The following is a 26,357-nucleotide window of genomic DNA, read 5'->3' on the forward strand; positions in this document are numbered from 1 at the left end:
ATTTTTTTCTGGTAGTTTTTTTATAAAAAAAACTCTTGAGGAATTCCTCAAGAGTTCAAGCGATTGGATTAGTATAGTTCTAAATATTGATCGCGTTCCCACTCAGAAACTGTTTGACGGAAGGCTGCCCATTCCATACGTTTTGCTTCATTGAAGTTCGTATAGATATGTGTGCCCAAAGCATCGACCATAATTTGATCTTCACGCAATGCTTTGATCGCATTGTGGATCGTTGAAGGTAAATCATAGATTTCTGCTTCTTTGCGTTCTTCTTCTGTCATCACATAGATATTACGATCGACTGCTGCTGGAGGTGTTAAGTCATTACGGATACCATCTAGACCAGCTTCAATCAATACAGCCATTACCAAATATGGATTTGCTGCTGGATCAACAGAACGTAATTCTAAACGAGTAGACAATCCACGAGATTCAGGGACACGAATCAATGGTGAACGGTTACGTCCGCTCCAAGCAACGTATACAGGTGCTTCGAAACCAGGAACTAAACGTTTGTAAGAGTTAACGATTGGGTTACATACTGCCGTGTATGCGCGAGCGTGTTTCAATAAACCTGCTAAGAATTGATAAGCAGTTTTACTTAATTTCATTGGGCCATCTTCATCATAGAATACATTGCCTTCATCATTGAATAAAGACATATTGCAGTGCATACCTGAACCATTGATTCCGTAAAGAGGTTTAGGCATAAATGTCGCATGTAAACCATGTTTGCGAGCAATTGTTTTAACGACCAATTTGAATGTTTGGATATTATCACAAGCTTCGATAGCATCCGCATATTTGAAGTCGATTTCGTGTTGTCCAGGCGCTACTTCATGGTGAGAAGCTTCCACTTCAAAACCTAAGCTTTCTAATTCTAGAACGATATCACGACGACAATTTTCACCTAAATCAGTTGGTGCAAAGTCGAAATATCCGCCTTTGTCATTCAAGTCTAATGTTGGGCTGCCATTTTCATCCATTTTGAATAAGAAGAATTCTGGCTCTGGTCCTAAGTTGAATGATTTGAAACCAAATTCATCCATTCCTTTTAAGACACGTTTTAAGTTTCCGCGAGGGTCGCCAGCAAAAGGTTTTCCATCTGGTCCATAGATATCACAAATTAAACGACCAACTTTTCCATGTTCACTTTCCCAAGGGAAAACCATCCAAGTTGTTAAATCTGGATATAAGTACATATCACTTTCTTCAATACGTACAAAACCTTCGATTGAAGAACCGTCAAACATCATCTTGTTGTCTAATACTTTTTGCATTTGACTAACTGGCACTTCAACATTTTTGATTGTTCCCATAATATCGGTGAACATCAAACGTAAAAAGCGGACGTTCTCCTCTTCAACTATTCGTTTGATATCCTCTTTGCTTAGGTCTCTTTTCGGCATAACTATCTAATCCCTTTCTCGCACTTCGTTTTTTTTATATTCCACAATCACTTACAGCTTTGGCCCTTGTGACTGGTATGGATGTTGTTGTTGTAAACCACCTTGTGTCAACATTTCGTCATAAAAAATACGACGAACATCTTTATCGGTCAATGGTGGTTTTTCTTTGGCAGCTTTTACTTCTTCTTGACGCATCTGATAGACATGTTTGATTCCTGCCATGTTAAGTCCATCAGATAGATAGTCCTTAATTTCCAGCAATACATCAATATCATTCAGAGAATACATCCTACGGTTTCCTTCGCTTCGTTCGGGATGGATCAATTCTTGCTCCTCATAATACCGAATCTGCCGTGCAGTCAAATCAGTCAATTTCATAACTGTACCAATTGGAAAAACAGCAAGTGAGCGTCGCAATTCTTTTTCCCGCATTACATTTCCCTCCTCGTTGTTGATGATGTAGTTAATTTTAAATAAAAAAACTACACATGATGTTCATGCTCTATACCTTTGAATTAGCAGCTATTAGCTAATCATCAGTTTAAGAAATAAGTAAACATTTGATTTTTTCAAAAAGATAAACTTTGCTTTTCACAACGTTTATTTTGATGTTGAAAAAAGGATACCACCCGATAGACCAATCGTCAAGAGTTAATGTCATATTTTCTTACATCAAATTCAAAAAAGTTCGTCTTTGCTTAAAAACAAATTTTTTGACAAAAAATAAAATCCAAAGTCACAGTGACTTTGGATTTGTATTAACGATAATATACTTCGTTCACAGCGTTTGCTACCGCAACTTTTACATGCTCAAAAGTTAACCCGCCTTGTAAATATAAAGAATACGGTTCTCTTAAAGGACCATCTGCACTCAATTCGATACTTGCACCTTGAACAAAGGTTCCAGCCGCCATGATAATATCATCTTCATACCCCGCCATGTATGAAGGTATCGGAGCAACATATGCATCGATTGGAGAATATTTTTGAATCGCCTGACAAAATTGAATCATTTTTTCTCGATCACGAAAATCAATCAATTGGATCAAATCTGTTCGTGGTTGGTCCCATTTAGGTGTTGATTCCAGATCATATTCTGCTAATAGCGCTGCAGAAAAAACAGCTCCTTGAATCGCTTGGCTTACTACATGCGGCGCTAAGAAAAATCCTTGTAGCATATCAAAGACACTTCCTAGCATCGCTCCGCCTTCCGCTCCAACTCCCGGTGTCGTCAAACGGTACGCACAGCGTTCGATTAAATCACTTTTCCCTGCGATATAGCCACCCGTTTTTGCAATGCCTCCGCCAGGATTCTTAATCAAAGAACCAGCCATCAAATCGGCTCCCACTTGAACCGGTTCTATTAATTCAGCAAATTCGCCATAACAATTATCGACAAAAATCACAACATTTGGGGCGATAGTTTTAACAAAATCACACATTTCTTTGATTTTTTCAATCGTAAACGATGGACGCGCAGCATAGCCACGTGAACGTTGGATTGCCACGACTTTTGTTTTTTCAGTCAATTTATTCTTGATACCTTCAAAATCAACATCACCATTTTCAAGCAAATCTACTTTGTCATATCCGATGTTGTATTCTTTGAATGAACCGATCCCATTTCCTTGAACACCAATCACTTCTAATAAAGTATCATATGGGGTACCCGTGATATACAGTAGATCATCTCCAGGACGTAATACACCAAATAACGAAGTAGCAATAGCATGTGTTCCCGAAACGATTTGTGGCCGCACAAGCGCTGCTTCTGCGCCTAAAGTTTGAGCATAGACAGCTTCCAAGACGTCTCTTCCCTGATCGTCATTTCCATAACCAGTCGATGGCAAAAAATGGCTTTCTGAGACATGATTTTCGCGAAAAGCAGTTAAAACTTTCGCCTGATTCGATAAAGCAACTTCTCGAATCTCTTGTAAACGATTCGCAATTTTCCGATCCACTTTATCAATTTTTTCAACTAACTCAGGAGCTAGCTCAGTTGTCCAATTCATCTTCCATTCTCCTAATCCAAAACGATTGTTTCTTAGCAAATCCTCGTACAATATATGCTTCTTTTTCTTCATCAAAAGTCTCGCTTAAAACTAATGTTTCTCTTTTCATTTCGTTCAACGCTTGACCTTCAGCTGCATCCAATGTTAGTAAATACGGTTCTAATAGATCCATGATTTCTAATTTAATTGCTTCTGCAAGTGCCTCTTTGCCTTTTGTCGACTTCGCTGAGATCAATACATTCGGAAACAGTGTCGGCGTGAATGAAAAAGCGGCGATTCGATCTGCTTTATTGTAAATCGTCAACACAGGAATATCATCCATCTCTAAATCCTTTAATAGCGCCATTACCGTTTTTTCTTGCTGCTGACGGTCTTCTGCACTTGCATCGACAACATGCAGCAATAGATCCATGCCTTTACTTTCTTCTAATGTCGATTGAAAAGCATTGACTAATTGGGTCGGTAGATCTTGAATGAAGCCAACAGTATCCGTAATCGTCGTTTCCATTCCTTGCGGAAGATGCCAGCGTTTTGTCAACGGGTCTAACGTTGCGAACAATTGATCTTTCGAATAGGTATCTGCGTTGGTCAATAAATTTAAAATAGTTGATTTTCCAGCATTCGTATACCCGATCAAACCCATTTGAAAAATACTCGACTGTTGACGTTTCTGGCGGCTCCTCTCACGATGAGCTTCAACTTCTTTTAACTCTTTTTTGATAGCCGAAATTTTTTGACGAATGTGACGGCGATCTGTTTCCAATTTGGTTTCCCCTGGACCACGAGTACCGATTCCACCACCTAGACGAGAAAGGCTTTGACCTTGTCCAACTAACCGCGGCAACAAATAATCCAGCTGCGCCAATTCAACTTGTAATTTCCCTTCTTTAGAGCGCGCACGTTGGGCAAAGATGTCTAAAATCAATTGGATCCGATCAATCACCGGCACGCCAACTTTTGTTTCAATCGTTTGACTTTGGCGCGGAGTTAATGCGTGATTAAAAATAACTAGCTCAGCCTCGTGAGCGTCTACCAATTGCGCGAGTTCTTCGACCTTGCCTTTTCCAATGATCGTTTGACGATCTACACGTGGTCTTTTTTGAGTCAGTGAATGAACGATTTCTCCTTGAGCTGTTTTGGCAAGCCCAGCTAACTCATGCATCGATTCTAAATAGTTATTTTTGTTTTCGTCGGTTTCGACACCTACTAAAATGACTTTTTCTGTCAATCCGATCCCTCCTGTAACCATTTTTCGATGGTCATTTCGATCTCTTGCATTTCATCTGGATGCTGTACTAAATCATACCATTGAACAGTCATCCGATTTCTAAACCAAGTCAATTGACGTTTTGCATAGCGTCGTGACCGTAACTTGATTTCTTCAATTGCTGTTACTAAAGAAATATCTCCTGATAAGTAAGGGAATAATTCTTTATAGCCAATACCTTGAGCAGCCTGAACTTCGGGTGTCTCAGCTAATATTTTAGCTTCCGCGATCAGTCCTTGTTCCATCATCATATCGACTCGTTGATTGATGCGTTGATATAAGAGCGCCCGATCTGTGTTCAAACCAATCAAAAAACTATCATATAGTTCTTTGGGTTGTTCTTTAGGCTCTAAAATCGAATGTCCCGTCAATTCAAATACTTCTAACGCTCGAATCATTTTTTTTCGATTATTGTAATGGATTTTTTCTGCTGCTAGCGGATCCACTGATTGCAATTTTTGCCACAATGCTTGATTGCCATTTTCTTCGGCATAAAAATCATACTTTTCTCGTAAGGCACCGTCTTCTGGGCCGCCTTCGCTACCTAATTTATAGTCCCATAACAACGATTGGATATATAAGCCTGTTCCACCTACGATAATTGGCATTTTTCCTCGTTGCGTTATGTCTTCGATTGCCTTACGTGCGGCTTGCTGAAAATCAGCTGCTGAATATTGTTGATCGATATCTCGTACATCGATTAGATGATGTGGGATACCTTCCATTTCTGTCTGTGTTACTTTTGCTGTCCCAATATCCAGTCCGCGATAGACTTGCATGGAATCACCACTAATGATTTCACCATTAAATTTTTTTGCTAATTCAATACTAAGACTGGTTTTTCCTACAGCGGTGGGACCTACGATTGCTATTACTTTCATTGCTTATACCTACTTCTTGCGCGAATGGCTTTTTCAGGAAAATCAGTAATGATTCCTGCTAGATTATTTTCAAAACAAGTCATCATCGTTTCGTACAGATTTGGAGTCCAAGGACGAAGTGACTTAGCATATGATTCAACGATCGCTGGATTTTTTTTGATCCAATCATAACTAGGATGTAAACCTTCTAAATAATCTGTTTCTAATACCCATTGATATTTTTCAGGATCATTTTTTTGGATTAAATCGTACTGTGCATCGGGTTCATACTCATGCATGATTTTTAATGAATCCACATTAAAGCTACAATAACCATAAGTAAATGGCCACGCTTGACTTGTCATAACTTCCGAAAGTTTTTCTTCAATTCCGGGATAATGGAATTTATTGGTTTTGATCTCAATGCATAGAAATCCCCGGAAGCGCATCTGCAAAAGTAAATTTAGTACTTCATTCAAAGTAGAGATTTTTGTTGCTTGATATTTCTTATCAAACCAACTACCCGCATCTAATTTTTTTATTTGCTCTAATGTCAATTCTCGGACCAAACCTTTGCCATCGGTCGTCCGATCGACACTCTCATCGTGAATCACGATCAACTGTTGATCTGCAGTCAGATGTACATCTAATTCAATACCATCTGCTCCTGTTCGTACAGCTTCCATAAATGCTGGCAGTGTATTTTCGGGATGCGTGCCCGCACTACCTCGATGAGCAATAATTACTGTCATCATTTACCACTCCCATCCATTTTTTATTCGCTTTGTTCTGTTTACTGAACTTTGAAATAGCTTAACGGTTGTTTAGTCGATCGAGAAAGCGTCCGTTTCTTTTCATTTAAGATCTCTATTAATTGATCAGAGAAAGTCTCCATCACAATACGTCCACCTTTATACGTGTAACCACCGATTTTAACAGTTTCTTCTGGCGATAAGATCACTTTTCGATGCGAAATATTTTTAAAGAATTCTTCAATTAGATAGGTTGGTAAATAGAAACTATTTTGTGCTGCGAAAGAATTTAAATAAATAAAATCATCAATAGTGATATAGCAATCATCAAAAGCATTAAAAGACACATAATCTTGCATCAAAACATTTCGTTTCGAAAGAATCTCATTGACCTTTTTATTCAATAAGTTGATCGTTTCAATCTCTCTTACTTTATGTTCCAATTCTCTTTCTCGACGCTGACGTAACTCGATCTGTCTAAATACCAAAAATCCAGCGATTCCGGCAATCAAGGCACCTAATAAAACACCGATCAATCCAATAATTGCAACTTCCACACTACGTTCCTCCAATGTCTGTTCACTTTTAATATTCAGTCTATCTATGAGCGAACGCCTACTTTACTTGTATTAAACATCGTCTTGATCATTCGCTAAATTAATTTAATTTTGTTATCCTAGTATTTCTTGTCGATCAATGAAAATGAATTATCTTTCATTTGTCGCTTTATTTAATTGATTGAAGTTTTCTAACTACTATAAAACAGCTAGAAATAACCACTTCTCATCGTTATCAATAGTACCATATTTTCTTATTTATAGGATAGTTTGACTTATCTAATTCTTACGAACAATCCATTTGACCAACCCTGACCAAAGTTGTATACTTTGTCTTAGGTTTTAGCATTCTATCCTTGATTGTGCTAAAATAATTTATGAACAATATTTTAAGGAGGATTCCACTATGAATTTAGTTCCTACAGTTATCGAACAATCATCTCGTGGCGAACGCGCTTACGACATTTACTCTCGTTTATTAAAAGACCGCATCATTATGTTAAGTGGTGAAGTAAACGATGATATGGCAAATACGATCATCGCCCAATTACTTTTCTTGGACGCACAGGATTCAGAAAAAGATATTTATCTTTATATCAACTCTCCTGGTGGGAGTGTCTCAGCTGGTTTAGCGATTTTTGATACAATGAATTTTGTCAAAGCTGATGTACAAACAATCGTATTAGGTATGGCCGCTTCAATGGGAAGTTTCCTATTAACCGCTGGTGCCAAAGGCAAACGTTTTGCTTTGCCAAATGCTGAAATCATGATTCACCAACCGCTTGGCGGCGCTCAAGGTCAAGCGACTGAGATCGAAATTGCTGCTCGTCACATTTTAAAAACCCGCGAACGCTTGAACAACATTCTAGCTGAACGCACAGGTCAACCGATCGATGTGATCGAACGTGATACAGATCGTGATAATTTCATGTCTGCTGAAGAAGCAAAAGCTTACGGTTTGATCGATGAAGTTATGGAAAACAGTAGCTCTTTAAGCTAAATAAAAAAAACCGAGGTTAGCCTCGGTTTTTTTTATTTATAGACCAATATCTTCCAAAATCAAAAAAATAGCAATCCGATTTTTTGTCATCGAACGGCGGGTAATTGCGATCGTATTACAAATACATTCTGACTGAAGACAGTCCCCACAATTGCCTTTTTTGATACAAGGTGTTTTTTCCAGTCCTAATCGATGAGCATTTAAGGGTGCTGTGTTTTTACGAACCATTTCTAAAGTTGTATCCACATCTCCGTAGACTTTACGCATGCTGACAAAAGCCACAACTTTATCCGGACCATACGTTAAAGCAGCTACTCGATTCCCTACACTATCTACATTGACCAACTGTCCATCTTCTGAAATACCATTGATGCTCGTCAAAAAATAATCGGCAGTCAACGCTTTTTTCATTACACGATGCCGCTCTTCAAGTGTTTCTGTTTTTTCACGATCGATTATTTGCTGATTGCGTTGGTATAATGCTTCGATAAGGCCAGATTTTTCAATCGTAATCGATCCACCAAAGCCAACTGTTTTATCCAATGCGATCATTGATAATGCTTTTTGCTTTGCTTCTTCTAAATTTTGGCAAATAATTACTTCGAAATTTCTTCGTTCCAATTTTTTACTCAGTGTTTGTGCTGCTTGTTCATACCGCTCTTTCACATACCTTTCCATCGTACTACGCTCCTTTATTTTCCTACTACTATTTTTAAGTATCTACAAAAAAATAACAACCCAAAATAATAGTATTTTTTTTGATTTACAGTAAGTATTTTAATGTAGCAAACAAAAAAACTTTCTAAATCAGATATTTAAAAATCGGCAGCACCTATTTTAAATAATTTTCTGATTTAGAAAGTTTTTACGCTTTTTGCGAATAACCGTTTTGGTAATCGATCGTGATCCCGTTTTGAATATTGTAAACGAAAATATTAAATGAAATCTGATCATCCTCGACACTTTGGGCTTCCATCTGTACCCCACGAGCAACTAGCTCGTCGCCTTTAAAATAAGGCGTCACGCGATAGCGCACATGATGATTGGTTTTACGGATATACTTACCGATTTCAATCTCGTGCTCATTCATTCCAGGATCGTTCAACGAAGCAGTCCCCGTCATCAAATTCTTTAGATTATTATTCTCACCAGAAAATTGAAAAGCAATCAGATGTGCCCGATTGTAGAGCGGCTCATCTTGATAGAATTTCTGATGCCATCCTGTTGGTTTTACATACAATCTTTCCCGCCCTTTAGTTGGCATCAATTCTTTACCTAACATAGCATTCGCTTGTCCAACACGATTCAGTGAATCCAAATCTGAAAAAGTCGTCCACGAACCTTTGGTTAAGGAAAGGTCTGCTTTCGAAAAATCTGGTTGATTTGTATTTAATTGGATCGTTTGATTTTTCCCATCGTAATCAGGAACATCCGAAACGTTGCTTACAGCAACCTGTTTGGTTTCATTTACTGATTCCGTTGGTTTTACTTGTGTATAGACGCCATAAACTGCTGCGATAATCACAGCGACGATCGAGATTATCGTAGAGTTTTTTTTCTTTGTTGCGATGGTCTTTCCACTCCTAATTCCTACTTATTGGTTTGTTGCCAAATCTCTTTGATAGCTGGAACATTCCCCAACTCTGTCAAATTACTTGGCATGATAACCGTATTACCATTATTTTCAACCACATGTTTGAATGCTTCAATTCCAAGATAAGCAATCATTTCATCCGTTAGATTACTTTCAGCAATAGCTTTGTTAATTTCTTTGATTCGGGCAGTCTCTGCTTGAGTGATTTTTTCGATGCGATCTGCTTCTGCCATCGCATCGATTCGTGTACGTTCAGCGCGTGCATCCGCATCAATTTTTGTTTGGCGCGCTCGCGCTTCAGCATCAATTTGCATTTCAGATGATTTCGCTTCTGATTCTAAAATAACTGATTGTTTCTTCCCTTCAGAAATCGTGATCAATGATTCTTTGTCACGACTGGCAGTGATCAATTTATTCATAGAATTAACGATCTCATTCGAAACTGAAATTTCACCGATATTGATCCGATCGATCGACAATCCGTAGCCGGCTGTAATATCTTTGACACTTTCATAGAGATTAACGTTGATTTCTTCCGTCCCGTTTAATACTTCATTCAATTCCATTTTACCAATAATGCCACGTAAATTAGATTGGCAATCTTGGATCATTGAAGTGACAGAATCTTCATTATCATAAACAAACGCCCGCGCATCCGTTACGTGATATTTGATTGCTTCATCGATTTCAACGATCACATTATCTCTTGTAATAACATTTTGAGGTTCAATTTGAATCGGGGTTTGTTTTAATGAAACACGGCGACGAACGACATAAAGGATCGGAATCAAGAAATGCAGACCCGGTTCCAATGTTTTCACATATTTACCAAAGCTTTCAACTACTTTGACTTCCCCTTGTTGGACGATCACGATCAACTGACTAAGCACAAATAAAATGACGATCACTAATAAGATAAATAGAACAATATTAAAGATTAACAATATAATTCACATCACTTTCTTTTAGACTATTATTGACAACCACTAACAATTCTCGACTCGTAAAGTCGATGACTTCCAACATGTCCCCCTCTTCCGGCGGACCATTCAATACTTTGTAATCATACCAACTACCAAAAATGCGAATAATCCCAAGTTCAATGGTGCTTTTACTGCGAAAACATTTCCCAATTGTTTTCTGCATTTGATAATCCACTTTCTCCACTCCTTCCAAAGGTGTTTCTCTCCTTTGTGATAGTATATCAGAATTTCAGTTAATATCTTTTTATTCCTTTAAAACACTTTACACTTAGCTGGACTTCTTTTAAACTAACGAAAGAATGGAGGTTTCAAATGGACAAAAGTAAAAAACAATGGTGGGGACTATTGGTGATCCCAGTGGAAATGATCATCAATTTTTATCTTTTCCCCCTTTTCAACATTGAAAAAGAGCCAATTATCAATTTAATAAGTACTACGATTTTATTTGTTTTAGGATTTCTAATCATGATGTATCTTTTCCATGATTTTTTAAAAACCCAATGGCGACTTTACCGCCCAAAACTTTTTCGTAAATTGCTATTAAGTATTGTTTTGATGGTCGGGGTTTTCGTTATAATTTCTTTGGTACGCGGACTAATTCCTGACCATTTACTTGAAACTACAACAACTACTTCTAGCGCTGCCGTACTTCGTAAACCTGGTTGGGCTGTCTTAGCCGCTATAACGCCCTTTTTAGCACCTTTTGCTGAAGAATTGACTTTTCGCTATTTATTGCTCGGCAAAATCACCAATAATTTTCTTCGTGTCCCGATGTTGATCATCCAAGGAATTTTATTTGGCTTGATCCACTGGCATTCTTTTGGCGGAAATGTCTATGCAACTATCCCCTATATGGTAGTTGGAATTTACTTAGGCGTGATTTATCTCTTTTCAAAAAATATTTGGAGTTCACTGATCGTCCATTGGATGTTGAATACAATGAATTCATTACTCCCAGCGCTTTTCATTCTGATTTTAAGCTTTTTTGGCCTTACGTCTTGATACTCCTTGCGAGGATTTTTTTGTTGTCATAATTGCGTGTAGCTAAAAAATAAAAGGCCACCTATCCCACAAATTAATAGTTGACTAATAGCCGAAATCAGCACTTCCAAAGAAAAGTGATACCTTTCAGTTTTCAAACGTTGCTCATTTTCCCATGCGAATACAAATAAAATCACCGGAAATAAAAAGATCAGCCACTTATTCACCCAATTACTGAACTTACCGCTAAAATCGATTTGAATCGGTAATTTTTCTGGCAGATAACTAAAATAAAAAATATCTATAAGAAGATAAACCGTTGCACACAAATAACTGATTCGCTGAATCCAACGATAAATTTGCCACTTTTTCACTTTTTCTCCTCCCTTGGCTAATTAGTATAAACTTCTAATAAACCAAACACTAGCGGATTGGAATAAAAAACATTTTTTTCTATTTACAATTAATTCTTGATATGACTGAGTTAAATTTATAACTTTCAATAGAAAGTATTCTTTTGCGCATACGTTCTATATAAACAAAAAAACCAACGCTCAGCCACAAACGTTGGTTACTTCGGCGACTAATGGCGCCTATGCAAAAGATGAACTCTCACACCTTACTTAGCATACATCACATAGTAAAAATATAGCAAGCAGTCCTTTAACTTTTTAGATACAAAAAAACCGCCTCTAAAAAGAGACGGTAACATAGTTGTTTTAATTAAGCTTTAACGATGTTAGTTGCTTGAGGTCCACGTTGGCCTTCTTCAACGTCAAAAGTTACTGCTTGGCCTTCTTCTAAAGTTTTGAATCCGTCGCCTTGGATTGCTGAGAAGTGTGCAAATACGTCGTTGCCGTCTTCGCCAGTGATGAAACCAAAGCCTTTATCTGAGTTAAACCATTTTACAGTACCGTTATTCATAAATATTTCCTCCTGATACGCATCAAAGTACGTTCTTTATTTTTGCAATTAATTGTTGATAGTAAAAGGAGTTTAATACTGTTAAATATATAGCTCAAATCACATTTCAAAATCGATTACTTAATTAGTATAGCATGCTCAGAATTATAATGCTACCTATTTGCTGAATTAATATAGTTATATTTTCCTAAAGAATGCTTTAAAGCGATTATTACAACGTTTTAAGCCATAAGAAAAATACTAAATAACTATCTTAACAACAGTCATTTAGTATTTTTAAGCGGGTGACGAGAATCGAACTCGCGACGGAAGCTTGGGAAGCTTCTGTTTTACCACTAAACTACACCCGCATGTTTGTTATTATATCAGTGTTTACAGCACTTTTCGAACGAAAAATAATTATCTAAAAATGCTCAAAAGTGTGGAGTTCACACGATTTACTGCTATTTCATGGTAATCCTCAGTAGTATTTTTGTCAATTATTTATCTCATATTGTGCAAAAAGAAGAACAGAAGCTAAAAAGATTCTGTTCCCTCTCCATTTTCTTTTATTTCACTTGCTCTAGTTAATGCCTTTTTCATGTAATCTCTTATATGTGGCTCATCAAACTGAGTATCCTTGTACATTATCAAACCAACGAAAATGATGATAATTAAATATACAACAATGATACTAAAACGAAATAATAGATTCCCATCTGATAATATTCTTTCTAGGTTAACATTTATCAAGGATAAAAATCTATCAATAAAACTACTGATTTGTAAATTATTATTAGTTTCTGAAAGTAGACTAATTAAATCTTTAATTGTAGATGGTACAAAATATATGATTAATCCACCAAAAATTGTCTTTATTAATTTGATAAACCAGTTTTTCTTGGGCGTCAATTCAATATAAGACAGCATGTTTTTCAACTCAATTAAGGGTCTTTTAGAAAGTTCAAGTATAACTTCGTGATAAATCTCGAATGATTTCTCATAGACTAATGAATTCCAATATTCACGTTTATCTTTTGGGTTTCCGAGTTTCTCCAAATAAATTCTTTCTTTTTGCTGAATCAAATAGGTTAATTTACCTTTGTCTAAGTAATCAAGTAATCGATAAGTTTTGCCAAATTCTGATTTGTGTACCCAACTACTATAAGATTTCATCATACTCTTAGCTTTTCTCTCATAACGCCATTCATCAAACAAATTAATAATTGAATTTGTAATCTCTATAGTTAGTAGCATTATTATTAAGGTGAACATCACTAAAAGAAATAAAGCAATATTAGAAACTAACCGGTTTTCTAATGCCGAACTGAAAAAAGCAAACAAAATGAAGAGAAGAGCAACTATTACTAATAGCGCTTTTGCTGCATATTTGAATATAGTTCGCTTCTCATTTTGATAATACTTCTTAACACTTAAAACCCATTTAACAACTTTCTTCACGACTTTCTTCAAAATTTGCATCATTCAATCTCCTTAGCCAACTGCTTAATATTATTATCCGTAGCGTTGGCGTAAACATTCAGTGTTAATGCAATATCTATGTGTCCAACTATCCTTGCCAGAACAGTAACATCTAATTTTTTCTCAATTAAGTAGTAAATTATTCCGCTTCCTCGAAGGTCGTGCAATGTGGTTTGCTTCTTAATCAATCCCAATTTTTGTAATTTGGGTCTAAAATTAGAACTCCACATAATAGTCCAGTGATTTAACTTAAAAGGATTACCATCTTTATCTAAGAAAATCAGATTGCGCTTAATGCCTTGTTCATCAATCCAGTATCTATTTTTATATTTTGGTTTTAATCTCTTTAATATTTCAATTAATTCATTATTCATAATAGACAATCTGACTTCATCGCTTTTCGTATATTTCCTGTAATAAACTTTTTCTAAATGGGAGTCTTCAACAATTACACCTTTAATATTTAATGTTTTATCTTCAAAGTTTAAATCCTCCCAAGTCAATGCACCAATTTCGCCTCTGCGAAGCATTGAAATCATGGCGAAGAGATAAATAAGGCATCATTGGGTTCATCTGTAACCATACTTTTCAACTCTTCTTTAACCTTATCGTATTCTTCAATTGTGTCTAAGGAGGTTTTTCCATCTTTTTTATATTTTATTGTTCCAGCACGCATACCCATAAATGGATTAGTACCCTTTTTCCGCAGCTTAACAACCGATTCTAAGCTATTGAATACAATTTTTAAATTATTGATATACTTTTGAATCATTCCGTTGGAAATGGGCTCATAAATACCTTCTGCTTTATTTACTATTCTTTTACGTTTTCTAAGTTCTTCAATTAATTTTTCAGCATCTTCAGGTCCTATTTCAACTAATCTCTTTTCATTGAAAAATTTATAATCATCTTGATTTATGACACTTGTCTCTTTTCTCAACAGATTAATAGTATTTAAAGAATAGTTATCGCCTGCCTTGTTTCTTGGAATATTGGAGAATAGTAACCCTTCTTTTTCTTCGCCTTTTTTGGTGTACGTGAATTCTTTAAAAGTCATATCTAATAGTGATTCATCTGCTCCATCTGCAATATATTGCGTTTCAACTATTTCCTGCTTTTCTTCATAACGAGCTTTTTCTACAACATAAAGATTCTGCATTTCTTCTTTGTATTTTTTAAAAAGTTTCTTTGCTTCTGAATCAGTTGAAGCTTTAACAGTTTTTTTGTTTATCAAATAATCCGTAATCGCTTGGAGTAGCTTTATTGGTGCCGAAACGAACTTTAAACTTGTATTTACTTGTATCCAATTTAACCACTCCAGTGGTTTTATTACCTTGAATTATCTTCGCCTTTTCCTTAACCATACCAACACCTCACTGATTACTATTTTAGCTCACTATTACACAAGAATGGAAGTACCTTTCCACATAGTAAACAAAAGAGAGATAGTAAAAAACTATCTCTCCCTAAAGATTTTTAAGCTGTTTGATATTTAGTAAAACCAATCAATCCAACGAAGTAAACATTGTATTTACCATCTGAACTAGGAACAATATTGCATGCTAACGCACCCTCTGCCCAATTCTTTGATTCATCTTGATATAGCAAAGAATCAACAGCTTCGGGAGATTTTTTCCACTCATTCATTATAAAATCAGTTCCATTACTTCTAATCCATTCTAATGTAACATTTTCAGCTTTCACAATAATTTCTTTGCTAATGTATGAATCAAGAATAGACGGAAATTCATTTGAAATCACATAGTTTGGATTTTCTCCAAAATCAATAGCTTTAGCATTTGCAACACTTTGTATCTCTTGCGATTCAGAAATATCGGATTTACCATTCTCCTTCCTGTAGGTGCGCCATACCGAAATAACATCTTCCTTCATCTTTTTCCTAATACTTCCCATTTCAATTTCCTCAGAGTTTGCTTTTTTATATTTAAAATCAACTTCCATATTACCAGTTACAAGAATCCTTTTAACCGGCTCATCGTCTAGAACATACCCATGAAAAGCAATATCTAAGTATTCAGCATCAAAATACGCTCCCTTTTCAGCAGACCAATCAGTTCTACCAACCATATTACCATTTTCATCTCTACAAATAATTGAGATGACACATCGAGCTACTTCTAAATTCTTAAATGCATCTTCCAGAGCCATTTTAGAATCATCCACTTTTCGCTGCGTTGGAGCTCTTTCATCTAATATTGCTTTAGCTTCTTCTAATGCCTCTTTTAGTGTTTTTACTTGCCAATCATTATAATTCGATAAATCTAAATTTTTAATGGAATCAGATACTGTGTTATATACTTGCTTTAAATCATAATTAGCAACTAAATTATTATTAGCTTTTAACAATTCTGAATGAGCTTTATCTACTTCATATTGTGTAGCTTCAGGGCTTTTTAGGTAACTTTTTGCTCCTGATAAAGCCCAGTATAATTCCTCTCCACTCCCATCTGTATAAACTGATAAATCTTTATCTTTTACAGCATCATACAGTTCCTGTAACCATTTTTTGTCTGCTACATGTTTTGGGTTTTCTTCTAGTTTAGAATAGTGGTATGTCAACTCTGATAAAACAGTGTCTATATCGTTTTGGCTGGCATTAGAATTTTCTAACATTGAAATAGCACTTTTAAGCGAATCATTGAATGAGCTCCAACTGGACTCCGTATAGTTTTCATTTTTAACTTTTTTTAATTCATCAACTTTATCTCTCAATTTTTTTATATTGACTAATTGAGAACGTCCCTCTTCTAACTCTTTTTCAGTGCTGTCAACATTTTCTTGAGAAACATCCTCTTGCACTACAATATCTTTAGCTACTTTGAGTATTTCACTAAACTTTTTCCAACTAGTTTGAGTGTAATCTTCCATAGCGATAGTATATAACGAATCAATTTTAGCTTTTAATACTTTTATGTTCACCAAATCAGCACTTACTTCTTCTAGTTTATTAACAAAGTTATCAACTTCTTTTTGAGTTGCATCAGACTTAATTAATACACTATTTGCTTCCTTCAACACATCATTCATAGCTATCCAACTAGACTTGGTATAATCTGATTTATCAAACTGGTTCATGTTATTAATCTTTAGTCTTAAATCTTTTATATAAACCATTTCTGATTTCAGATTATTTAATGTTCTAATTGCTTGGTCTACTTCATTTTGACTAACATCTTTTTTGTCTAATATATTATTTTTAATATCATCTGTATTCTTCCTAAATAAGTTTCCTGAATCTTTAGTATAGTCGTTAAGTTCAACACTATTCATCAATTCATTATAGACTTTTTGAAGTTCAGTTTTATCTGCGATTGGTTGGACTTTATCATAATTAAAAGTGATTGTTGTATTTTTGGTAATTTTTAATGTTTGTGTTTTATTTCCCTTTAAAGTATAGTCACTAAAAGCTTTTGCTTTTGCTACATAATTTGTATCTTTGACCACTTGCACCGTTTTTTCTGTCTCTAATATCTTATCTGACCCTTTATGAACAACTATTACATTATATTTAACTACTGGTGCTGGATTTTTTGTGTAAGTAAAAGTAATTGTTTTATTGCCATTTATTGTTACAGTCTGTGTTTTTGAACCCTTTAATGTGTATCCACTAAACGAGCCCGCATTTGCAGTATATTTTTTCCCTTTTTCTACTTGTGTGCTTGAAGTATTTAAGGTTTTACCATTACTGCCTTTATGCACCACAGTTACCTTGTACTTTGTAATAGGTACTGTCTTTTTAATTCCGTACCAAGCAATACCCTCATTCTTCCAACCTGCTTTTAGTAGCATTTGCTGTTCACTGTTGTTAACAGTATAGTTGTGAGAACCCGCCTTGGCGTTTGGATTGTAGGCTCTATATAATGGCACAGCTTTTTTGGTATCTGAATACCAACCGATTCCCTCATAACGCCACCCAACCTTAACCAAATTATTCTTTTCTGCAGTATTTAAAGTGTAGTGGTGGTCACCTGCATTTGCATTATAAAGCCTGTAAACAGGATTTCCGCTGGATGGGGCAGTCCATCCAATTCCCTCATATTTCCATCCTACTCTTGTTAAATTATTCTTCTCTCCAACATTGGCGGTATAAAAATGTTCCCCGCTATTTGGATTATATAGCCTGTGCATGTCTGCTGCACTTGCTGAATCTGCAAATGCGAATGCTGAAAAACTTAACCCCAGTGCTAAACTTATACCAACATACAATTTCCTATTTCCCAATTTTCTCCCTCTTTTCTTCAAAATAATTAAAAAGTAAGCATTTTATATAAGTATATTATCTCACTTTTGAATTTAAAGAAACATCAGAATAATTTAATAGGATAAATCATTCTTGCTTAAGCAAAATTATTTAGTTCATTTGTTTGAACGCCAACACTTTTTCTGTCCTGAAACATCATTGAACTCTTGTTTCATTTTCTCATTGACTTTTCTTAGAAACTCAATCTTTCCATTTTTGTCAACAGATAAATCATTTGCCTCCATACTTCTTTTATCTACTTCATATTTAATTAAATATATTTTATTAAGTAGTTTTACAATTTCAGAATTGTTCATACAAAATATCATTTGAAACTGCTTGACCAAAGCCTAAGCGAAAAATTTCTTCACCATAAATGTCTTTATTGTCCATTGATGACAAGACAATACTAGAATCTTCTGCTTTTTGCTTCGCATCTGTTCCGTAAATTTTAGGTGTTGCTGTTTGATACAAGCGTTTGTTTGCCTTGATATAGTTATATTATGAACCCTTGTAAATACGCTTGCTTCTTCTCCTAAAGCCTTAGCCCCTGTTGTTCTATGCGCTTCATCACAAATAATAATATCAAATTCTGGAAATCCTTTTTCTTGTGCTTCATGTACAACTTCAATAAATTGATAAGTAGAATACACAACCGTTAAGTCACGTTGATTATTCTCTATTTTTTTATAGTGGGATAGTAATTTTTCTGAATCTGTTGTCGCAGGGAAGCCAATATCTTTCGCTGATAATTCGTCATCATTCTTCTTTTTAGAAGCATTTCTATCACTTGTCACAGCACATGAGTGCATACTTAGTTCCGTGTCATTATTCCAACTAATCAATGTTTGACTTAGTAATTGTATACTCGGTACTAAGTACAAAACATTAAATGTTTCTCTATCTGCTTGTTTAGCCATCTTTTCAACTAATTTCAAACTATTAAAAGTTTTTCCCGTTCCTGGGGCCATAATTAATTGACCGCGGTCATTTTTCTTAAAGTAATTAAGTGTTAAATCAAACGCTTCATTTTGATATGGTCTAATTTTTTTGCATTTTTAACTTTTACTTCATTTGAACTACTTGGAATAAAAGACTCCCATTCAATTCTACTATTTCTTAAATCACTCAGACCAATTTGTGCAACAGGTTTTGATAATTGATTAATTGCTTCATCAGTATTAATGCTTAATGAATCTAGTGAATAAACTATGATTCCTTCAGAATAATAAGACTTTCCAGGTTCAGCCAAAAATGAATCAATGTGTTTCTTATATATTTTATTGTCATAAAACTTCGCTTGGATAGCAGTTAATTCTCCTGTTGCCTCATTTTTTAAATATATTTGTACAATTTTTTCAAATAGTGTTCCTTTATCTCTTTTAACATTATCAGATTCTTTTCTTGCTATTTCTATTAACTCATCAAAAGTCACGTACATCCCTCTTCTTTTTAAAGTATCCTCGTATTATAAAAAAAGTATTTCTTCATGAGTATAACAGTTACATAAATTCGAAGAAATACCTATTATCAATTACAGTTTTAAGAATCTGAATTAAATATTATCTTCATTTTTTGCTTCATATTGTTTTATGTAAGTATAGAAGCTAGTTCGACAAATATTGTAAAGTTTTGCTACATCCGTTGCTGATTCACCATTTTTCCAAAGTTTGTACATCTTTTCCACCATTGATGCTGTTAGTTTTCTTTTTCTTCCTTCCCGATAATTTTCATCATGCTTACGCTTGTAAGCCCGTCCCGCTTACGTTCTTTCTACTATTCTTCTTCTGCTAGTTCAATAGTTGTATCCTGATTTCTATCTCCCTCTTGATATGACCATCCTTGAAATATTCCAGACTCGCCCTTATATATTCCATAGTTAATTCGAGCACTTGTTCTTTCTACTTCTTTACCTTCGTCTTTTAATTCTTCAATATGCTTATCTAATTTATCCATTTTTACTACATACTTATCTAATTTATCCATGTCTACTACCCCTTTTTTAATTTATTTTTTACTACTTTTAATTAAACATATATAAGTTGATATGTTCATATCCCCCTAATTGTTCTTTTATTTTTTTGAATGCTAATTTTTTTATTTCCTTTTCTTCTGGCTTGCTTAGTCCTGCGTTAGAATCAATGTGTACATCTACTTCAATATCATAAAATTTCCAAACTTCCGCTTCAACATATTCAGAATAATCAAATGGATACTCCGCATCACTCACATCGACATACAACATTGAATCGATTCCAGCATACAAATCACCATTATTTGCGCAGATAAGATTATCATCATCACAATCCTCAATAAACCATCCTTGATTTATTCTCATTTTATTGGAATCATCATAATCTTCCCAAATACCATAAGAAATCACTGATTTTTCCCTATAAACTTCTTTACCTTCGTTTTTTAATTCTTCCATATACTTATCTAATTTATCCATTTCACTACCCCTTTTTTAATTTATTTTTTTACTCCTTTATAGATACGAAAACCCTTATACATAAGGTTTATTAATATCTATTACACTAGTAACTTTAACTCCTTAAATATATGAATTCAAATTTTTAAAGGAATGTTTTTAACAATTATTAAAAATATTTTTATGTTATTTTTAGTCTTATGCACCAATATAAAATTGATGATATAGTCTCCTTTTTTACCCGATTTCCACAAAAAAATATAAAATTTTTTCCTGATTTTTTTTAAATTAGAGGTTTCTTCCTTTGAAATCGCTATCTATTACTTTTATTATAAAAAGTCAACGACTTAAATCGCTACGTATACCGTTTTGAAAATGTTTGGGATAAGTTACAAGCTAAATGTTTAAACAAGCTTATATCGCATTTCTGAGCCTTTCAGATGTCGTTGACACTTATCCTGTAAAGTTGGTCACATCGAAATTAAAAAAAGCTACCAGTTATTAGCGCCTTAATACTTTCTTAATCTTTAGTCAAAGATGTGTTTTCTGCTACTTTAAAATCACTAATAGCAGAATACTTCACTTTTCGATGCTAAAACTATTTCTCGTGCATTCTTTCAGTTTTTGATGAATTGAATAATGAGCATTCTAACCTTTATCCTCAACGCTTTTCTGCTTGTTTTTGATGCACAACTATTGACACTTTTTGAAATTGAAAAATGCAGAGAAACAGCGAACTTTTTTGCAGCACTAAATTTATCTCTAAAACGTATACCCTTCAAAATTTCAAAAAAAAAATAGAAGAAAGTCAGTTAACCTTCTTCTTACCTATTATTTTTTATCCGTTTTATTTTTATCTACTTTATCATGTTTACCTTTTTCGATGTTATTCGCTAATGTTTTCAAATCTTTTCTGCTATTCGAAAGTTCTTTGTAAGCATTTTGAAATTTTTCAATCAATTTTTTATCAGTAGTAGAAAGTTTATCGGCTTTAAAGCCTAATCTTTCAACATCTTCTATGTAGCTATTTGTCAACTTAAACAACGTGTCTGCTTCATTAGTTGAATATACCATTAACGTTTTTCCGTTTTTTTTTAATTAAACTAAAACCTTCTTCTCTTCCATCCTTGACCCTCGTAAAAATCCCGCTTACTACGCCTTTTCTTTCAAATTCGTCTACTTTAATCAATTGACCTTTTAAACTATCAATCTTTAAAAGTTTCTTCCAAATTTCAGCATGTGTGCGCCCTTTTCCATCATTCAGAATCCCCCGGAGTGCTATTTTAACCTCTGATGTTGTTGACATTTTTACCATTCCCTTCTTTTTTAAGCGGTATCATTTAACTTTTCTGTATGTTAGCTCTAACTGTTATCTTATTCAAGTCTTTTCATCAAAAAACACTTTAATAATATACTTTCTATAAAATGTCAACAATTTAATTGTTATTAAATTCAGTTTTAAATCTAAAAATTTTTAGAAAGTTCACTCCTTTTATCACTCTACCCCTTTTTATCAGAAAACTATCCACTCTTTCTTTTTTTAACATTGACCGATTCAACTGCGCCAGTAAAGGACTATCTAGAAAAATGAACTATAAGATGTTCACTCTTTATCTCCACTCCTACGTTCACTCTTACTTTTTTTAAATTGCTAAATTTTCACGTTTTCACACAATTATCTTCTGTTTAAAATTACATAATAATAAACAAAAAAACGCCTAAAAATAAGGTTCAGACGTTGTTAAAATTACATTATTAAAAATCAAACTGTTCCAATTCAAGGGCTTGGGAAGCTTCTGTTTTACCACTAAACTACACCCGCAATACATTTGGAAGTATAACGCTTTTTATTTTATTCGGCAACTATTTTATAAAAGCAATCTAGTTGACAATTTGACCTTTACTGATTATTGTTCAATAAAGAATGTACTATTATATAGGAGGAATGGTGTCATGGATCGTTTTGCAACTGTTCAAAGTAATCTAAAGGATCAACTAAATGCGGTGGTTTTTATTTCTTCACCGACTTGCAGTATCTGCCACGTCGATGAACCAAAAGTACGACAATTAGCGACTGACTACCATATCCCTTTCTATCATTTAGATAGTGTTGAAGATCCTGAATTAGCTGGTTTCTTTGAAGTATTGACTGTACCTGCTGTCTTGGTCTATCACGAAGGAAAAGAAATCGCTCGTCAAGCAAGATTTATTGATTTTAAAAATTTGGAAAAACGATTTGCAGAATTACCTAAGGATACTCTTCCAACGGATTATGAATCCTTATTCAAATAAAAAAAGTTGAGCAGTTGCTCAACTTTTTTTATTTTGCTTCTTTATCAGGATTGTGGTGCAAGAAATAAATCAAGGTTTGCAATTCATTGGTTAAATCAACACTTTGAATAATGACATCACTTGGTGCAGTCAAACGTGCAGCAGTAAAGTTTAAAATCCCTTTGATTCCTGCATCGACTAATTGATCAACCACTGTTTGTGCTTGCGGCGCTGGTAATGTTAAAATGGCAATTTCAATTTGCTGTAATTTGATTTGTTCGACCATATTGTCTAATGGATAAACTGGAATACCATCAACGATGCGACCTACAATGTCTTCTTTGACATCAAAGGCACAGCTGACACGGATACTATTACTTTGATGGAATTTAAATTTCAACAATGCGCTTCCTAAATTACCGACACCGACTAATGCAACGTTTGTTAATTGGTCATCGTTCAAAATTTTTCCAAAGAAATGCATTAAGTCTTCTACATCGTAACCATATCCACGTTTTCCTAGCTCACCAAAATAAGAAAAGTCACGGCGGATTGTAGCACTATCGACTTGGATCGCCTCACTTAGTTCTGTAGATGATACTTTTGTTTTTCCAGCATTATTTAATATACGTAAATACCGATAGTATAACGGCAATCGTTTAACAGTCGCTTTTGGTATTGATTGTTCTTTCACAATAACTCTCCTTTATTAAAAATTTTCGTAAATGTTGACTACTGAACTATAATAGCAAGAGTAATGCTAAAAATGCAACGCTATTGCTCGAAAATTTGTGAAAAAATCACTATTTCCTAATTTATCTCCTTCTAATCGCGTCAATGTTAAAAATATGATAGACTGAAGCCATTCGAAAAAATAAATTTAAGGAAGATATCCAATGATTTTATTACAAGCAAATCAAGTTGCCCGTCACTTTGGTGCAGATATTCTATTTGAGAATATCCACTTAGAGATCGCCAGTAAAGCTCGGATCGGTTTAGTTGGGCGAAACGGTGCCGGAAAATCAACTTTACTAAAAATAATCGCTAATATTGAAGCTCCAGATGGTGGTCAAGTCGTAAAAAATAAACAAGCGACACTAGGCTATTTAGCTCAAGACACTGGCTTAGACTCTAATGAAACGATCTGGAATGAAATGCTCAAAGCCTTTGCGACGGTTCGGCAAATGGAACGTCGAATGCGCGAAGTCGAAGTAGCCATTGGCGAAACACCCGAAAGCGATAAACGTTACACTTCTTTATTAAAAGAATACGATCAACTACAACATGATTTTAATGATCAAAATGGTTATGGTTATGAAAATGAGATTCGCAGTGTCTTACACGGCTTTAAATTTGATGAAAGTTTCTATGATAAAGAAATCAGCACGTTATCAGGAGGACAACGAACTCGTTTAGCCCTTGCTAGAATGCTGCTCGTGCGTCCTGATATCTTGATTTTAGATGAACCGACCAACCATTTAGATATTGAGACTTTAGCTTGGCTAGAAGATTATTTACAAGGCTATTCAGGTGCACTTTTGATCGTCTCACATGACCGATATTTTTTAGATCGTGTCGTTAATGAAATCTATGAACTTTCGCGACATAAGATTCGACACTATACAGGTAATTATTCACGTTACCTTGATTTAAAAGCTGCTCAGCTTGCTAGTGATTGGAAAGCCTATGAGAAACAGCAAGCAGAAATCGATAAATTAGAAGATTTTGTTGCGCGTAATCTAGTGCGTGCTTCGACAACCAAACGTGCGCAAAGCCGACGAAAAACTTTAGAAAAAATGGATCGTTTGGATCGCCCTGATGGCAAAGAAAAATCTGCTAACTTTATGTTCGACATCGATAAGATTTCTGGAAATGTCGTCTTGCAAGTCGAAGATGCCGCGATTGGTTATGAAGAAGCTTTGTCTGAACCAATCAATATGGATGTTCGCCGTGAAGATGCGATTGCTTTAGTCGGACCAAACGGGATCGGTAAATCTACTTTATTAAAATCGCTGATCGGTAAACTTCCCTTTATCCAAGGTGATGCTCACTTTGGAACAAACGTTTCGATTGGTTATTATGACCAAGGCCAAGCAGATCTGCACGGAAATAAAACTATTTTGGCGGAACTTTGGGACGAACACCCCACTACCCCAGAAAAAGATATTCGCAATGTTCTTGGCGGCTTTTTATTCAGCGGAAACGATGTCGAAAAAACGATTCCTTTATTAAGCGGCGGCGAAAAAGCCCGTGTTGCTTTAGCCAAGTTATCTATGAACAAAGAGAATTTTTTGATTCTCGATGAACCAACTAATCACTTAGATATCGACAATAAAGAAGTGTTAGAAAATGCCTTGATTGATTATCAAGGAACATTACTTTTCGTCTCACATGACCGATACTTTATCAACCGAATCGCTAATAAAGTCATTGAACTATCTCCTGAAGGCAGTAAATTATATTTAGGTGATTATGATTATTATTTAGAAAAGAAAAAAGAAGAAGAAGAAATCGCCGAACTTAAAGCGAAAGAAGAAGCACCGGTCGAAGCACCTAAAAAGAAATTTTATCAAGACAAAGAACAACAAAAATTGATTCGTAGTTTGCGTCGTAAAATTGAAACGATCGAAGAAAATTTAGCTACTTTAGATGAAAGTATTGCCTCATTAGAAACTCAGATGAGCCAACCTGAAGTGTTGAACGATCACGTCGAATTAATGGCGTTAACGAATGACTTAGAAGCTAAAAAGGCTGAACAAGAAGAACAACTGACCAGTTGGGAAGAATTGAGCCTTGAATTAGAAGAATTTGAATAACTACAACTTTTGACCGATGACACCTCCTACTTTTTTCGTTTTAATAAAGCTCTGGAGGTGTTTTTATGCGCAGACGAACACGTACTTTTCCAATCTTGCTGGGACTCATTTTAGTTTTGGGAAGTTTAGGCATCTTAGCCTTACGTTCCCTTGATTTTCATGCTAGCAGCCAGGATGATTTCTCAACTCAAGCTAATTACTATTTAAAAGAGCAAGGACAAGATTTTTCTTTATTACTACAAACCGATACACGATGGGCGGATACAGCTTACGGGAGCGGTTCAGATAAAAATGATTTGGCGACGAATGGCTGTGCGATTACATCACTAGCGATGATTCTTGCTTATTATGAAGATCGTTCTGTCTTGCCCACGGAGATCCTTCAATGGAGCGAAAATCGTTATTACCAATCTGGCCAAGGTACTGCCTGGTCGATTTTCCCCGCCTTTGCCCAAAATTATGGATTAACCGTTGAAGATTTAGCTACCGATCAGACAAAAATCCAACAACATTTAGCTCAAAATCAACCCTTAGTTGTTTCCGTTCGTCCAGGAGAATTTACTGAAGTTGGCCACATTATGGTAATAAAAAAAGATGCAAACAGTGATCAGATCGTCGTCTATGATCCCAATGATACTGCTGAGAAAAAACATTATGCGACACTCTACTCTCTTGATCAATTAGTCCCACAAATTGCGAATGCCTGGGCCTACACAAAATAAAGCTGACGCAAAAGCGTCAGCTTTATTTTTTATGGGGTTCCTGCTTTTACAGGGGA

29 protein-coding genes, 1 tRNA gene and 1 pseudogene are annotated in these 26,357 nt (G+C 35.1%); 5 read left to right on the forward strand and 26 right to left on the reverse strand.

The features are described from left to right. Window positions 1-68: 68 nt before the first annotated feature. The 7 genes from glnA to ACKTSC_RS09805 form a co-directional block, all read right to left on the reverse strand. The gene (gene glnA, locus ACKTSC_RS09775) at window positions 69-1,409 is read right to left on the reverse strand and encodes a type I glutamate--ammonia ligase (RefSeq protein ID WP_332580285.1); all 1,341 of its coding nucleotides are present in this window, start codon (window positions 1,407-1,409) and stop codon (window positions 69-71) included. A gap of 51 nt (window positions 1,410-1,460) precedes the next feature. Next, a complete protein-coding gene (locus ACKTSC_RS09780; RefSeq protein ID WP_071858538.1) occupies window positions 1,461-1,841 on the reverse strand; it encodes a MerR family transcriptional regulator in 381 nt (126 codons plus the stop codon). Window positions 1,842-2,167: 326 nt separating this feature from the next. Continuing rightward, on the reverse strand, window positions 2,168-3,421 hold the full coding sequence (locus ACKTSC_RS09785) for a methionine gamma-lyase family protein (RefSeq protein WP_407857480.1): 1,254 nt from the start codon (window positions 3,419-3,421) through the stop codon (window positions 2,168-2,170). Next, window positions 3,405-4,649, reverse strand: coding sequence for a GTPase HflX (hflX, locus tag ACKTSC_RS09790; RefSeq protein WP_407857481.1), 1,245 nt, complete (start codon window positions 4,647-4,649; stop codon window positions 3,405-3,407). Before hflX ends, ACKTSC_RS09785 begins: the two co-directional genes overlap by 17 nt. Further along, a complete protein-coding gene (gene miaA / locus ACKTSC_RS09795) occupies window positions 4,646-5,569 on the reverse strand; it encodes a tRNA (adenosine(37)-N6)-dimethylallyltransferase MiaA (RefSeq protein ID WP_407857482.1) in 924 nt (307 codons plus the stop codon). Before miaA ends, hflX begins: the two co-directional genes overlap by 4 nt. Then, window positions 5,566-6,300, reverse strand: a complete 735-nt coding sequence (locus ACKTSC_RS09800; RefSeq protein ID WP_407857511.1) for a glycerophosphodiester phosphodiesterase — start codon at window positions 6,298-6,300, stop codon at window positions 5,566-5,568. The genes miaA and ACKTSC_RS09800 overlap by 4 nt, the downstream gene beginning before the upstream one ends. A 41-nt stretch (window positions 6,301-6,341) precedes the next feature. Continuing rightward, window positions 6,342-6,857 carry a hypothetical protein gene (locus ACKTSC_RS09805; RefSeq protein ID WP_407857483.1) on the reverse strand — a complete coding sequence of 172 codons (516 nt, stop codon included), beginning with the start codon at window positions 6,855-6,857 and terminating at the stop codon, window positions 6,342-6,344. Window positions 6,858-7,230: 373 nt separating this feature from the next. On the opposite strand from ACKTSC_RS09805, the gene clpP reads away from it, so the two are divergent. Next, window positions 7,231-7,857 (forward strand): ATP-dependent Clp endopeptidase proteolytic subunit ClpP, encoded by a 627-nt coding sequence (clpP, locus tag ACKTSC_RS09810; RefSeq protein WP_281246553.1) that lies wholly within the window; start codon window positions 7,231-7,233, stop codon window positions 7,855-7,857. Between the two features lie 36 nt (window positions 7,858-7,893). Here clpP and ACKTSC_RS09815 read toward each other — a convergent pair whose 3' ends face one another. The 4 genes from ACKTSC_RS09815 to ACKTSC_RS09830 all read right to left on the reverse strand — a co-directional run bounded on the left by ACKTSC_RS09815 (window position 7,894) and on the right by ACKTSC_RS09830 (window position 10,597). Beyond that, window positions 7,894-8,535 (reverse strand): lactate utilization protein, encoded by a 642-nt coding sequence (locus ACKTSC_RS09815; protein ID WP_407857484.1) that lies wholly within the window; start codon window positions 8,533-8,535, stop codon window positions 7,894-7,896. Between the two features lie 187 nt (window positions 8,536-8,722). Then, window positions 8,723-9,376, reverse strand: coding sequence for a DNA/RNA non-specific endonuclease (locus tag ACKTSC_RS09820; RefSeq protein ID WP_407857512.1), 654 nt, complete (start codon window positions 9,374-9,376; stop codon window positions 8,723-8,725). Between the two features lie 71 nt (window positions 9,377-9,447). After that, window positions 9,448-10,395, reverse strand: a complete 948-nt coding sequence (locus ACKTSC_RS09825) for an SPFH domain-containing protein (protein WP_332580291.1) — start codon at window positions 10,393-10,395, stop codon at window positions 9,448-9,450. Continuing rightward, window positions 10,382-10,597, reverse strand: coding sequence for a hypothetical protein (locus ACKTSC_RS09830; protein ID WP_332580328.1), 216 nt, complete (start codon window positions 10,595-10,597; stop codon window positions 10,382-10,384). The genes ACKTSC_RS09825 and ACKTSC_RS09830 overlap by 14 nt, the downstream gene beginning before the upstream one ends. A gap of 149 nt (window positions 10,598-10,746) precedes the next feature. Between ACKTSC_RS09830 and ACKTSC_RS09835 the strand changes: the two genes are divergently transcribed. After that, complete coding sequence (locus ACKTSC_RS09835; RefSeq protein WP_407857485.1) at window positions 10,747-11,436, forward strand: CPBP family intramembrane glutamic endopeptidase; 690 nt, start codon at window positions 10,747-10,749, stop codon at window positions 11,434-11,436. A gap of 26 nt (window positions 11,437-11,462) precedes the next feature. Here the strand turns inward: ACKTSC_RS09835 and ACKTSC_RS09840 are convergent, their stop codons facing one another. The 14 genes and pseudogenes from ACKTSC_RS09840 to ACKTSC_RS09905 form a co-directional block, all read right to left on the reverse strand. Continuing rightward, entirely contained in the window at window positions 11,463-11,789 is a 327-nt protein-coding gene (locus tag ACKTSC_RS09840; RefSeq protein WP_407857486.1) for a DUF1648 domain-containing protein, read from the reverse strand. 349 nt (window positions 11,790-12,138) lie between these two features. Further along, window positions 12,139-12,339: a cold-shock protein gene (locus tag ACKTSC_RS09845; protein WP_332580294.1), complete on the reverse strand. Its 201-nt coding sequence runs from the start codon at window positions 12,337-12,339 to the stop codon at window positions 12,139-12,141. A gap of 279 nt (window positions 12,340-12,618) precedes the next feature. Beyond that, a tRNA-Gly gene (locus ACKTSC_RS09850) sits at window positions 12,619-12,689 on the reverse strand. Window positions 12,690-12,855: 166 nt separating this feature from the next. After that, window positions 12,856-13,803: a hypothetical protein gene (locus ACKTSC_RS09855; protein ID WP_407857487.1), complete on the reverse strand. Its 948-nt coding sequence runs from the start codon at window positions 13,801-13,803 to the stop codon at window positions 12,856-12,858. After that, a complete protein-coding gene (locus ACKTSC_RS09860) occupies window positions 13,800-14,303 on the reverse strand; it encodes a tyrosine-type recombinase/integrase (protein WP_407857488.1) in 504 nt (167 codons plus the stop codon). Before ACKTSC_RS09860 ends, ACKTSC_RS09855 begins: the two co-directional genes overlap by 4 nt. Window positions 14,304-14,335: 32 nt before the next feature. Continuing rightward, entirely contained in the window at window positions 14,336-15,034 is a 699-nt protein-coding gene (locus ACKTSC_RS09865) for a hypothetical protein (RefSeq protein WP_407857489.1), read from the reverse strand. A gap of 242 nt (window positions 15,035-15,276) precedes the next feature. Then, entirely contained in the window at window positions 15,277-18,042 is a 2,766-nt protein-coding gene (locus tag ACKTSC_RS09870) for a MucBP domain-containing protein (RefSeq protein ID WP_407857490.1), read from the reverse strand. Between the two features lie 369 nt (window positions 18,043-18,411). Then, entirely contained in the window at window positions 18,412-19,107 is a 696-nt protein-coding gene (locus ACKTSC_RS09875; protein ID WP_407857513.1) for a DEAD/DEAH box helicase family protein, read from the reverse strand. Beyond that, the gene (locus ACKTSC_RS09880; protein WP_407857491.1) at window positions 19,074-19,496 is read right to left on the reverse strand and encodes a restriction endonuclease; all 423 of its coding nucleotides are present in this window, start codon (window positions 19,494-19,496) and stop codon (window positions 19,074-19,076) included. The genes ACKTSC_RS09875 and ACKTSC_RS09880 overlap by 34 nt, the downstream gene beginning before the upstream one ends. 120 nt (window positions 19,497-19,616) lie before the next feature. Further along, window positions 19,617-19,766 (reverse strand): annotated as a pseudogene (locus ACKTSC_RS09885) (helix-turn-helix domain-containing protein); the annotation flags it as partial. Window positions 19,767-19,837: 71 nt separating this feature from the next. Next, a complete protein-coding gene (locus tag ACKTSC_RS09890; protein ID WP_407857492.1) occupies window positions 19,838-20,047 on the reverse strand; it encodes a hypothetical protein in 210 nt (69 codons plus the stop codon). A gap of 37 nt (window positions 20,048-20,084) precedes the next feature. Then, window positions 20,085-20,513, reverse strand: a complete 429-nt coding sequence (locus ACKTSC_RS09895) for a hypothetical protein (protein WP_407857493.1) — start codon at window positions 20,511-20,513, stop codon at window positions 20,085-20,087. Window positions 20,514-21,323: 810 nt separating this feature from the next. Then, on the reverse strand, window positions 21,324-21,536 hold the full coding sequence (locus ACKTSC_RS09900; protein ID WP_407857494.1) for a hypothetical protein: 213 nt from the start codon (window positions 21,534-21,536) through the stop codon (window positions 21,324-21,326). Between the two features lie 13 nt (window positions 21,537-21,549). After that, window positions 21,550-21,798 carry a hypothetical protein gene (locus ACKTSC_RS09905; protein WP_407857495.1) on the reverse strand — a complete coding sequence of 83 codons (249 nt, stop codon included), beginning with the start codon at window positions 21,796-21,798 and terminating at the stop codon, window positions 21,550-21,552. Window positions 21,799-22,445: 647 nt separating this feature from the next. Between ACKTSC_RS09905 and ACKTSC_RS09910 the strand changes: the two genes are divergently transcribed. Continuing rightward, window positions 22,446-22,784, forward strand: a complete 339-nt coding sequence (locus ACKTSC_RS09910; protein WP_407855688.1) for a thioredoxin family protein — start codon at window positions 22,446-22,448, stop codon at window positions 22,782-22,784. Between the two features lie 28 nt (window positions 22,785-22,812). Here the strand turns inward: ACKTSC_RS09910 and ACKTSC_RS09915 are convergent, their stop codons facing one another. Further along, a complete protein-coding gene (locus ACKTSC_RS09915; protein ID WP_332580296.1) occupies window positions 22,813-23,457 on the reverse strand; it encodes a redox-sensing transcriptional repressor Rex in 645 nt (214 codons plus the stop codon). Between the two features lie 202 nt (window positions 23,458-23,659). On the opposite strand from ACKTSC_RS09915, the gene ACKTSC_RS09920 reads away from it, so the two are divergent. Together ACKTSC_RS09920 and ACKTSC_RS09925 are read left to right on the forward strand one after the other, a co-directional pair. Further along, complete coding sequence (locus tag ACKTSC_RS09920; RefSeq protein ID WP_407857496.1) at window positions 23,660-25,579, forward strand: ABC-F family ATP-binding cassette domain-containing protein; 1,920 nt, start codon at window positions 23,660-23,662, stop codon at window positions 25,577-25,579. Window positions 25,580-25,644: 65 nt separating this feature from the next. Beyond that, window positions 25,645-26,301 (forward strand): C39 family peptidase, encoded by a 657-nt coding sequence (locus ACKTSC_RS09925; protein WP_407857497.1) that lies wholly within the window; start codon window positions 25,645-25,647, stop codon window positions 26,299-26,301. Window positions 26,302-26,357: the final 56 nt, after the last annotated feature.

Source organism: Enterococcus hailinensis, assembly GCF_045862035.1.
GTDB lineage: Bacteria > Bacillota > Bacilli > Lactobacillales > Enterococcaceae > Enterococcus_A > Enterococcus_A hailinensis.

What these genes read in the sequence shown, in the direction of transcription:
- glnA (WP_332580285.1), bottom strand. Translation starts at nt 1,409, where the DNA reads ATGCCGAAAAGAGACCTAAGCAAAGAGGATATCAAACGAATAGTTGAA.
- ACKTSC_RS09895 (WP_407857493.1), bottom strand. Translation starts at nt 20,513, where the DNA reads ATGGATAAATTAGATAAGTATATGGAAGAATTAAAAAACGAAGGTAAA.
- miaA (WP_407857482.1), bottom strand. Translation starts at nt 5,569, where the DNA reads ATGAAAGTAATAGCAATCGTAGGTCCCACCGCTGTAGGAAAAACCAGT.
- ACKTSC_RS09855 (WP_407857487.1), bottom strand. Translation starts at nt 13,803, where the DNA reads ATGATGCAAATTTTGAAGAAAGTCGTGAAGAAAGTTGTTAAATGGGTT.
- ACKTSC_RS09920 (WP_407857496.1), top strand. Translation starts at nt 23,660, where the DNA reads ATGATTTTATTACAAGCAAATCAAGTTGCCCGTCACTTTGGTGCAGAT.
- ACKTSC_RS09800 (WP_407857511.1), bottom strand. Translation starts at nt 6,300, where the DNA reads ATGACAGTAATTATTGCTCATCGAGGTAGTGCGGGCACGCATCCCGAA.
- ACKTSC_RS09910 (WP_407855688.1), top strand. Translation starts at nt 22,446, where the DNA reads ATGGATCGTTTTGCAACTGTTCAAAGTAATCTAAAGGATCAACTAAAT.
- ACKTSC_RS09815 (WP_407857484.1), bottom strand. Translation starts at nt 8,535, where the DNA reads ATGGAAAGGTATGTGAAAGAGCGGTATGAACAAGCAGCACAAACACTG.
- ACKTSC_RS09785 (WP_407857480.1), bottom strand. Translation starts at nt 3,421, where the DNA reads ATGAATTGGACAACTGAGCTAGCTCCTGAGTTAGTTGAAAAAATTGAT.
- ACKTSC_RS09780 (WP_071858538.1), bottom strand. Translation starts at nt 1,841, where the DNA reads ATGCGGGAAAAAGAATTGCGACGCTCACTTGCTGTTTTTCCAATTGGT.
- ACKTSC_RS09835 (WP_407857485.1), top strand. Translation starts at nt 10,747, where the DNA reads ATGGACAAAAGTAAAAAACAATGGTGGGGACTATTGGTGATCCCAGTG.
- ACKTSC_RS09890 (WP_407857492.1), bottom strand. Translation starts at nt 20,047, where the DNA reads ATGGATAAATTAGATAAGTATGTAGTAAAAATGGATAAATTAGATAAG.
- ACKTSC_RS09925 (WP_407857497.1), top strand. Translation starts at nt 25,645, where the DNA reads ATGCGCAGACGAACACGTACTTTTCCAATCTTGCTGGGACTCATTTTA.
- ACKTSC_RS09845 (WP_332580294.1), bottom strand. Translation starts at nt 12,339, where the DNA reads ATGAATAACGGTACTGTAAAATGGTTTAACTCAGATAAAGGCTTTGGT.
- ACKTSC_RS09830 (WP_332580328.1), bottom strand. Translation starts at nt 10,597, where the DNA reads ATGCAGAAAACAATTGGGAAATGTTTTCGCAGTAAAAGCACCATTGAA.
- ACKTSC_RS09905 (WP_407857495.1), bottom strand. Translation starts at nt 21,798, where the DNA reads ATGTCAACAACATCAGAGGTTAAAATAGCACTCCGGGGGATTCTGAAT.